At 66.4% G+C, this 9,752-nt stretch carries 3 protein-coding genes and 1 pseudogene; all 4 read right to left on the reverse strand.

Annotation, left to right across the window (positions count from 1 at the left end):
- Window position 1: 1 nt before the first annotated feature.
- Window positions 2-113: pseudogene (locus tag DDF62_RS26755) on the reverse strand (hypothetical protein); the annotation flags it as partial.
- A 536-nt stretch (window positions 114-649) separates the two neighbouring features.
- Window positions 650-4,276: a TonB-dependent receptor gene (locus tag DDF62_RS19890; protein WP_165832311.1), complete on the reverse strand. Its 3,627-nt coding sequence runs from the start codon at window positions 4,274-4,276 to the stop codon at window positions 650-652.
- A gap of 480 nt (window positions 4,277-4,756) precedes the next feature.
- Window positions 4,757-6,013, reverse strand: coding sequence for a pectate lyase family protein (locus tag DDF62_RS19895; RefSeq protein WP_116490710.1), 1,257 nt, complete (start codon window positions 6,011-6,013; stop codon window positions 4,757-4,759).
- Between the two features lie 138 nt (window positions 6,014-6,151).
- Window positions 6,152-9,628, reverse strand: coding sequence for a TonB-dependent receptor domain-containing protein (locus tag DDF62_RS19900; protein ID WP_116490711.1), 3,477 nt, complete (start codon window positions 9,626-9,628; stop codon window positions 6,152-6,154).
- Window positions 9,629-9,752 lie beyond the last annotated feature (124 nt).

Here is a 9,752-nt window from a genome sequence, read left to right on the forward strand (position 1 = left end):
GGAGTCGTCCTCGTCCTTCGACAAGCTCAGGATGAGGACGACGGACAGCTCGGGCGCTTGAGAGCCTCCCCCTGAGCCTGTCGGAGGACGAGGCTCCAACCCCGCGACCGCACAAAAAAAGGCCGACCCGTCGTCGTGGTCGGCCGGAGGGGAACTATGAAGGTTGTGGTCGGCTCGCAGACGCCGAACACCCTTTATTTCTATCGGAAGGCGTCTGCCCACGCAACAGCGGCCTGACCAATTATCGCAACCTTCACGCTAATAGCGCTGTCATTGTCAAAACGAAAAATCCATGAACTATAACGACTTCCATTGACAAAGCGGATCACCCTCGCCTTCCCGCCACACCGAAGTGGGGACGCTTTTCGCAGCCTGGTCAGACCAATAGGCCGATGCCCCTGAGAGATATAGCCCCCCCCTTCAAAGGGAAAAGGGGTCGCGCCCCAAGATCCTCCCCCTCTGGGGGAGGTGGCCCGAAGGGCCGGAGGGGGGCCGTTCTCAGCTTGCGAGGAGCCGGAAAGTCACCTCCCCCACCGATCGCTGACGCGATCGCCTCCCCCACAGGGGGAGGTTCGCGGATCCAGCCGCCACAGCAAAAGGCCCTCCCCTGTTTCCAGGGAAGGGCCAGGAGCCGACCGGAACGGAGAGTCTAGTTCCGGTAGGTGAAGCCGAGGGCGAAGCGCGAGCCGCCGTACTGGACCGACCAGGGATTGGCGCGGCCTTCGAAGCCGCGGTCGTCCGAGCCCACCGACAGGCGGGCGGCCTGCAGAAGGTTGCGGCCTTCCAGGTAGACCTCGAGGTTCTTGTTGATCCGCCGCGAGATCTTGGCGTCGAGGTACTCGTACTGCTCCGAGTAGTAGGGCTCGCTCGGATTGTACGGGAAGCGCACGTAGTTGCCGATGTTGGTGTTGGGCGCGTTGGCCACCGGCGAGGCGCTGGTGTTGCCGCAAGGCGAGATGCAGGTCAGCACCCGGTCGCGGGTCTGGTAGGCGATACGGGCCTTGGTGACGCCGTCGTCATACCAGAACACCAGGTTGGCGAAGTACTTCGACTGCCCTTGCGGGTCGAGCGCCTCGGCGGTCAGCGGGTCCATGTAGGTGACCGCCGTGCCCGACTTGGTGGTCGAGATGTTGAAGTCCATGCCGGTCTTGCTGAGCTTCCACGGCAGGTAGGTGAAGGCGGTCCGCGCCACGAACTCCCAGCCCGACTGCACATAGCCAGGGCCGTTCTCGTAGGTGGTCATGCCGAACTCGTAGTCCGAGAACTTCTTGCCGCCGGTGCCCGGGATCTCGATGTCGGTGCCTTCGAAGACGTTGACGTTCTTGACCGGCACGGCCAGCGGCCCGCCGACCCGCACCTTCTGGCGGTAGTAGGCCAGGCTGAATGAGGTGTCCTTGTTGGGATACCACTCCAGGCTCGTGTTGTTCTTGGTCGCCTGGTACGGCTTCAGCTCGGCATTGCCGAACGTGCCGCAGGTCATGTCCTGCTCCGAACCGTCGACGTCGGTCACGCCGTCGCGACGCTCGTCGTAGGTGCAGGTGCCGCCCGGCCACAAGAACTTCATCGCCGGCGGGGCGATGGTCTTGGCCCACGAATAGCGCAGCACCACCTTGTCCGGGATCGCCCAGACGGCGGCGTTGTAGGACGGCAGCCAGCCGGTGTAGCTCTTGTTGATCGACACCGGGCGGACGCGGTTGGTGGTGACGATGCCCGCGGCGGCGTTGGGGTTGTTGGGGTCGAAGGCCGGGGTCTTGAAGGTGGTGGCCAGGGTCACGTAGCCCGAGCCCTCGACCTCGGTCTTGAACATCCGCGAGCCCAGGTTGCCGCGGAACTCCATGCCGAACGGCAGATCGTGAGCCAGGTCGGCCATCCAGTACCAGGAGCTCATGGTCTCCTCGGTCTCGTTGAACGGCTGCTTGTAGACCTTGCCGTCGCTGGCCGTGCACTCCTTGAGGCAGTCGAAGTTGTAGTTCACCGCGCCGGCCAGCTGCGAGAAGGCCTTCTTGACGTCGATGCTGTCCCACAGCTCCAGGCCCGAGACGCCCTTGTAGCCCGGCATGAACTTGCCCGAGTTATGCTCGATCGAGTTCTGGAAGATATCGATCAGCTGGGCCTGCGTGAGGGTCTCCAGGCCGTACAGGAAGTTGACGCCGGTGGTCGGGTTGGGGGCGTAGCCGTAGGCGCAGGCGTTGGCCGGCAGCGTCGAGGCCACGTTCGCGCAGGCCCGCACGTCGCCGCGCAGGGTCAGGGTCGGAACGAAGACGTTCGGGTCGGGCGAATAGCCGCCGCCGCCCCACGAGTTGGCCGAGGCCTTGCGATAGAGGATGCCCGCCTTGAAGCGCGTGAACAGCGGCATGTCGGGCAGGTAGGTGACGTCGAACTTCAGCTGGTCTTCGCCGCTCTCCACCTTCCGCGGGTTGAAGACCAGGCGGTAGGCGTTCGAATAGGCCGGCTGGCCCACCGCGGTCGGCGCGTTCAGCTGGGCGTAGTTGCGCATGTCGGTGTCATCGAAGTTCGACGGCATGTCGATCGTCCAGATGCCGTTCTCCAGCGCGCGCATGGTGGCGTTGCCGTAGGTGTAGCTGCGCGAGAAGCGCAGGTCGGTGCGCGAGTATTCGCTCTCGTTGCGGCCGAAGATCAGGTCCATGGTCAGCGGACCGCGATTGTAGTTGGCGCCGCCGGAGATGTAGTTCGTCTTCCAGATCTGGTCGTTCTGGATCTGGTCGATGCCCAGCGCGGCGTTGGTGATGTCGAACTGGGTCAGGTGGTGGTTGCCGTCCATCTGGATGGAGCCCGGCACGATGTTGGCCGCCACGCCCATCAGGGGGAACGAGTTGTTGGTCACGCTCGAGCCCGGCGTCGTGTCGATCGTGTAGGGCGCCGTCGGCATGCCGGGGTTGTAGATGTAGAAGCCGCCGCCGGGGATCGCGGACAGCACGTTGGGCGTGCCGGCCGGATAGAAGGTGTTGGTCAGCATCGAGACCGCGGTCTGGTTCTGCGAGATGCCGTACAGCGAGGTGATGCCGCCGCGGGTGCGCTGGCGGTTGTTCTCGTTCTGCTCGCGGTTGGCGACCTGGTACTTGGCGAAGATCGTCAGGTCGTCGGTGACGCGATAGTCGAAGCGCAGATCCCAGGACAGGCGGTCTTCGTACTGGGTCAGGTTCTGGTCGCGCACCAGGTTGGGCGCGTAGTCGTTCCACTGGTTGAGGCAGCTGATCTGGGCGTTGATCTGGGCGGCCTGGGCGGCCTGGCGGTTGGCGCCGTTGCTGCCGGCCACGATCGTGCCCAGCTGCGCGTCGGTCAGCGTCGGGAACGCGGTCAGGCACTCGGCCTTGGTCTTGGCCGCCGCCGACTTGGTGTAGACGTCCAGCGGCGTGGGCGCGTTGAACAGCCCTCCGCCGACCAGGGCCCAGGAGGCGATCGGGTCGGTGGCGCCGACGCCGTTGGCCGTCGCCGGATTGTAGGTGAAGGTCTTGTCCGGCGAATTGTCGAAGTCGGCGAAGCGGGTGTAGCCCTGAGCGTTGTTCGAGCCGCCGTTGTTCAGCGCGTGGCTGTCGTTCAGGCGCTTGCTGTAGCTGATGTTGCCGATCACCCCCAGGCGGTCGTCGAGGAACTTGCGCGAGGCGACTACGCCCAGTTCCGGCGAAGCCTTGCGCGACAGCGAGTTGCCGGCCGCCGCGCCGCGGATCGACAGATAGGGCTTCTTGAAGTCCAGGCCCGTGCGGGTCTGGATCTGCACGGTGGCGCCCAGGCCGCCAGGCGTCATGTCGGCCGTCTGGCCCTTGATGACGTCCAGGCTCTTGATCATCTCGGCCGGGAATTCGCGAAGGTCGGCCGCGCGGCCGCCGCCGTCGCCGACGGCCAGGCTGAAGCCCGAGGCCGCGACGCCCATGCCGTCCAGCTCGACGCGGGTCAGGTCGGCGCCGTTGCCGCGGATCGACACGCCGTCGCCTTCGCCGAAGCCGTTTCGCTCGATGGCGACGCCGGCGATGCGCGACATGGCTTCGTTGACGTTGCTGTCGGGGAACGAGCCGACGTCGTCGGCGACGATCGAGTCCTGGGCCGTCGCGCTGCGCTTCTTGCGCGCGATCGACGACTGCTGCGAGGCGCGGGCCCCGACGACGATGGCCTCGACCTCGGTCGGAGACTCGACCGATCCGGAGGTCTTGACGGTTTCGGATTGTGCGGCGGCTTGCTGGACCGGCCAGACGGCCGCGCTCAAGGCGATGATCGACACAGCCGCGGCCGTGCGGCCGCGCGCGCTGAAGCGCTTCATTACTTCCTCTCCCAAAGTCTTCTTATTTCTCGCGGGGAGCATCTTTGGCCGCCCGCCAGGCTCATGGACTGCAATCGGCGACGTCGCCCGGCCCTCCCTTCGCGGGACGGGTCCGGGCCGTCGCTATGCGCCAGCCGGTGCTGTCTTGATCATCGTTTTCTCCCGCCCTCGCTGACGGTCTTCGCCGTCAGGCCTCGCCATATTTGGCCTGACCACTCTGTTGCATAACCGAGATACTCAGACAAGTTATTGTTATGATCAATGCGACAAGGCTGCCGCTGCATATCCGCCGATGACAACGTTGACATATTGCCGGGCGAATTAGGCCTGAAAGCTCAAAACCTTCGACGAAACAACGAACAACGCTCGCCCAGGCGCGTCAGCCCGGGCGAGCGGTATGGCCACCTGAGGCAGCCATAAAAACTCCTACAAGTGGTCGGTGTTTTTCTAAAAGTGGCCGAAAAACGTCGGTTAGAGACGTCAGGCCTTCTTCCCGCCGGCCGTCGCGTAGCCGCCGACCTCGGCTTCGTCGTCGATCACCCGGCCGGTCCAATCCCTCACCTGGCGAAGGATTCGGACATCGACGGCGTCGCGGTCCCAGGGGCGAGCCCCGGCCCCGGCCAGGACGCTGGCCTCGACGGTCGAAGCCGGCAGGGCTCTCAGTCCCTTAAGCCAGAGCGGCGCGGCCGCCAGGCGCCGGACCTGCGGCAAGGGCGTGGTCGGCAGCACCCGAAGCTCGGGCATAGCCGCGCCGCCGGCATAGGTCGCGCGGTTGTCGTGGACGTAGAGATCGAGGTCCCCCTGCCCTTCCACGATCAGGAACGGCAGGTCGGGTCGGGTCGAGGCGCCGCCGCGCACGACATTGCCGACCAGGGCCAGCCGACCGACCTGCCAGGCCCGCCCCTCCCACTCCGGCGCGTTCAGCGCGTAGTGCATGGCCCGCGTGCCGGGGTCGTAGACCAGGTTGTTGACGGAAACCGCATGCACCGCCCCCTTGAACAGCTGGTTGCGCTCCAGGTTGTGGGCGTAGAGGTTCCCGGCGATCAGCACCTGCGTCGCGTTGTCGTGGATCAACGTGCCCTTGGAGTGCTCGCCCTTCACGTGGCTGGCGTGCGAGAGCCCCTCGGAGACGATGTTGTTGCTGAAGGTGATCCGGTGCGAGGTCCCCTTGCGCCAGGCCTCGACCGTGTCGCCGCCGTCGAAGCGCGGCCCAGAGGCCGACAGGTTCTCGTCGGTGGCCCAGGCTATGGAGCAGTGGTCGACGATGACGTCACGGGCCTTCCAGCAGGTGACGCCGTCGACCTCCCAGCCGCTGCGATCAGGGGCGCCGTCGCGGCCGGCCCGCACCCGCAGGTGACGCAGCACGACGTCGTGGCTTTCGATCTGGATGCCGCCGCGGATGAAGGTGATCCCCGGCGACGGCGCGGTCTCGCCGGCCACGGTCAGGAACGGCTCGCGGATCCGGATGCTCTTGCGGCCAAGGTCGATGACGCCTGCGACGTCGAACACCACCTTTCGCGGCCCCGAAGCCTCGACGGCGGCGCGGAACGAGCCCGGCCCATCGGCGGCCAGGGTGGTGACCCGCAAGGTGCGCCCGCCCTCCCCGCCCTTGGCGCTGGCCCAACCCAGCTTGGCGAAGTCGGGCGCCTTGGCCCACGCCGCCGACGGCGCCAGCAAGACCGCCCCGGCGCCCGCGAGCACCGTCCGACGCCCCACCACCAGGTCACTCGTCTTCATCGCCAACTCCTGGCCGAACTGAAAAAGAAGCGGCGGAGGACCGCGACGATCCTCCGCCGAGGCCGCCTTCGAGCCCTGGGGAAAGCCGAAGGGGTTGGCCGCCGCGCGGAGGGGCGCGGCGGCCAGTCTCGGGCAGCGCTAGTATTTGTAGCGCACGCCGATCCGGTAGTTGGGGCCGCTGCCGCCGTACGAGAGGATGACCGGATCGTTGTAGACGAACCGCTCGGACTTCTCGTCGGTGATGTTCAGGGCCTCGAAGGTGATGCTGACCTGCTTCATCGGCTGGTAGCGCATCGATAAGTCGACGTTCATCGTCGACTTGGCGCCTTCGAACTCGTTGATCAGCGGACCGTCGCAGGCCGAGCCGTTGGCCTGCAGGCCCGGATCGCAGTTGCCCGAGGCGATCGGGTACTTGGTGTAGTACTCGTCGCGCTGGGCCATCGAGACGCGGGCGTTGAACTTCTTTGTCTCGTAATAGACCGTGAAGTTGATCCCCTTGGGCGAAGCGCCCAGCCAGGGCCCCGTGCCGTAGACCGGCGCCTTGGTCACCGCGCCAGTGGTGGCGTTCACCGCGCCGGGGTCGAGGATGTACTTCAGCTCGGTGTCCAGCTTGGTCATGTTGAACTGGACGCCGAGGTTCTTGAAGTACCAGGGCAGGAAGGTGAAGTCCTGCTGATAGCTGAACTCCCAGCCCTGCAGCACGCCGCCGGGCGCGTCGCGGACCTGGCGGGCCAGCATCACGTTGTCGGCGTCGATATAGGCGCGGCGGAAGATGTCGCCGCCCGTCTCGCCCGGGAACTGCAGGCGCAGTTGGGCGATCGCGTCGGCGTCGAGGAACTCCGACAGCGGGGCCTCGTAGAACACCGTCTGCGGATAGGAATCGATGTCCTTGCGGAAGTAGCCCAGGCTGATCAGGCCGCCCTTGGCGAAGTACCACTCGGCGGCCACGTCGAAGGCCTTGCCGCGGAACGGCGAGAGCTTCGGGTTGCCCACCGTCAGCGTGCCGCCGGTGGTCGAGCCGTCGCCCGGGATGCTGACGCCGGTGACGGCCGGCGACAAATTGCCCAGCAGCGGACGGGCCATGACCTTGGCCGCGGCGAAGCGGATGTAGAGGTTGTCCATCGCCTCCCAGGTCAGGTTACCGGACGGAAGGGTGTCGCTGTACTTGTTCTCGCCGCGGATCGGACGGCCGGCCGTGGTCTCGCCGAGCGACTCGACCTCGGTCTCGGCCTGGCGGACGCCGATGTTGCCGAACAGGCGACGACCGCCCCAGACCTCGTAGTTGAACCCGAACTGGGCGTAGTAGGCGAGGTTTTTCTCGGCCACCTCGAACGAGGCCGAGCGGTTGCGCTTCCGGGTGATGCGGAAGTCGCCGTACTTGTTGATGCAGTCGCAGTCGAAGCCGAAGACGCTGCTGAAGGCCTCCAGGTTCGGCGCGTAGAAGCGCGTGGTCGAGCCCTGCGGCACGTCCAGACCCTGGCCGAACTCGATGATCTGGCCGAGCGAGGCGCTGGTCACGCCGGCTTCCTTCTCGGTCGGGTTCAACAGGTCGTTGTTGCGCTCGTACTGGTCTGTCGAGAACTCGTACTTGCGGCCGGTGATCCCGAACTTGATCGTCCAGTTGTCGTCCAGCTCGTAGGCGACGTCGATCTTGCCGCCGTTGTAGGTGTTCAGGGTGTTGCGCTTGTAGTGGCGCATGCCCGAGAAGCCCTTGACGATGCCCCATTTGGTCGCGTCGGCCGCGTCGAACCCGGCGTCGAAGCGCGGCATGCCCGAAGCGCCCCGCTCGTCGAAGATGAAGGGCTCCTGGGCGTCCATGTAGTTGAACTCGACCAGGGTGCCGGTGTTCTTGTTCTCCGACCGGGACGCGCCGTAGGAAGCGGTGGCCTTGAGCTTGTCGCTGAACTCGTGGGTCAGCTCGGCCGAAACCTGGCGGAAGTCGGTGGTGTAGGCCCCGCGGTCGGCGCCCGAGCGCCAGTCCACATTGCCCAGCTTCAGGTACTCGGCGTTCTGCCCCACCACCTCGGCGTCGAGCAGCTTCACCGACGGACGCCCGATCAGGTCGCCGCGGAACGGCAGGCTCGAGGCCGGGCCGGCGTAACCGGGCGAGGACGGGTTGGTGTAGTATTCGTACGGATCCAGGTTGTAGGGGTTGAAGCTGTAGGTGTAGCCGCTGACCGGGGCCTGTCCGTACAGTTGCTGGCCGCAGTCCTGGCCAGGGTTCAGGTCGGTCTCGGCGGTAAAGGTGCAGCCGCCCGGATAGAGCGCGCGACGCTGGGCGTCGGTCATGGCGCTGCCGTTTCGGGCCGTGGCCGTGGGCACGTTGGCGCCGTACTGGTAGCTGGCGTTGGTGTTGTTGCGGTTCAGGCCGACGGGCGAGAGCTGGTAGTTGGTGCTGACGCTCTCGAAGCGCGAATAGAGGCCGTCGACCGTCAGCTTGGTGCGCGAGGTGATCTCGAACTGGACCGAGCCGGTCAGGCCTAGGCGCTCGGTCTCGACGTCGCGCTGGGCGATCGACGGCAGGGCCGGAAAGCGGATCTGGCTGTCGTTGCAGCCCGGCGAGGTCGGGGTCAGGCCAGCCACCGGCTGGCCGCTGGTCGCCGCGCAGTTCGGATAGAGCTTGGCGTACGCCGCCGGGTCCGATCCCGTCATCTCGGCATAGGCCAGCGGGTTGGCGATCGGATTGTAGTAGTTGGCCGGATTGGCCTTGTAGGCGTCCAGGGCAGCCCCGGTCAGGGTGGTCGGGATCAGGGCGGTGAACACCGTGCCCGTCGGGGCCGCGAAGCCGGCGCGGCCGGGAAGCTCGTCGCCGGTCCAGGTCGAGCCGCGATAGACGTAGTCCGACGAGCCGCCGCCGCGGGCGTAGGTGTCGTCCTCCGAGGTGCGCTTGGCGTAGGCGGCCGACATCAGCACACCAAGGCGGCCGTCGAACCAACGGTTGGAGACCAGGCCCGTGATGCGCGGGCTGTGCTTCTTGCCGTTCTGGTAATAGCTGTCCTCGGCCGACAGGGCGAAGGCGCTCTTCTTGTAATCGAAGGGCCGGCCGGTGATCAGATCGACGGTGGCGCCCAGCGAGCCTTCATCGGCCTCGGCCGACGAGGACTTGCGCACCCGCACCGAGCTGAACAGCTCCGAGGCGAAGGCGTTGAAGTCGAAGGCGCGCGAGCGGTTGGGGCTGGAGCCGGAGTCGTTGGCGGCGCCGGTCGACAGGGCCTCCATGTTGTTGATCCGCACACGGCTGAAGTCGCCCGACAGGCCGCGGACGCTGATCGTGCGACCCTCGCCGTTGTCGCGGTCGATCGAGATGCCCGGCAGGCGCTGCAGCGATTCCGCGAGGTTGGAGTCGGGGAAGTCGGCGATGTCCTCGGCGTTGATGGCGTCGAGCATCACGTCCGAGTTCTTCTTGGTGTCGATGGCGCTGCGCAGGGCGGCGCGATAGCCGGTGACGACCACCTCGCTGACCGCGTTGTCGGCGATCGGCTGGTCGGCCGGCGGCGGCGCGGCCGCCTGGGCCAGGGCCACGGCCGGCGTCAGCAGCGCGGCCACCGTCAGGCTCGAAATTCCGGCCATCAGCCGCGTGCGCGGCGGCGCCTTGCCCGTCTTGTGATTGGTCATCCCTATTTCCCTCCCAATTGTTGATCGCGTCGCTTCGGACGCGTCGGCTTTGGCGCAAGCGCTCTCGTTCGCCGCGCCAGGGACGCGGCGGCGAGAAAGCCCACACTGATCTCTTGGTCTTCAC

Origin of the sequence: Caulobacter radicis, from assembly GCF_003094615.1 — a bacterium.
Taxonomy (GTDB): domain Bacteria; phylum Pseudomonadota; class Alphaproteobacteria; order Caulobacterales; family Caulobacteraceae; genus Caulobacter; species Caulobacter radicis.

Bases quoted from the DNA above. Each gene is read 5' to 3' on its own strand.
- DDF62_RS19900 (WP_116490711.1), bottom strand. From the start codon at position 9,628: ATGACCAATCACAAGACGGGCAAGGCGCCGCCGCGCACGCGGCTGATG.
- DDF62_RS19895 (WP_116490710.1), bottom strand. From the start codon at position 6,013: ATGAAGACGAGTGACCTGGTGGTGGGGCGTCGGACGGTGCTCGCGGGC.
- DDF62_RS19890 (WP_165832311.1), bottom strand. From the start codon at position 4,276: ATGAAGCGCTTCAGCGCGCGCGGCCGCACGGCCGCGGCTGTGTCGATC.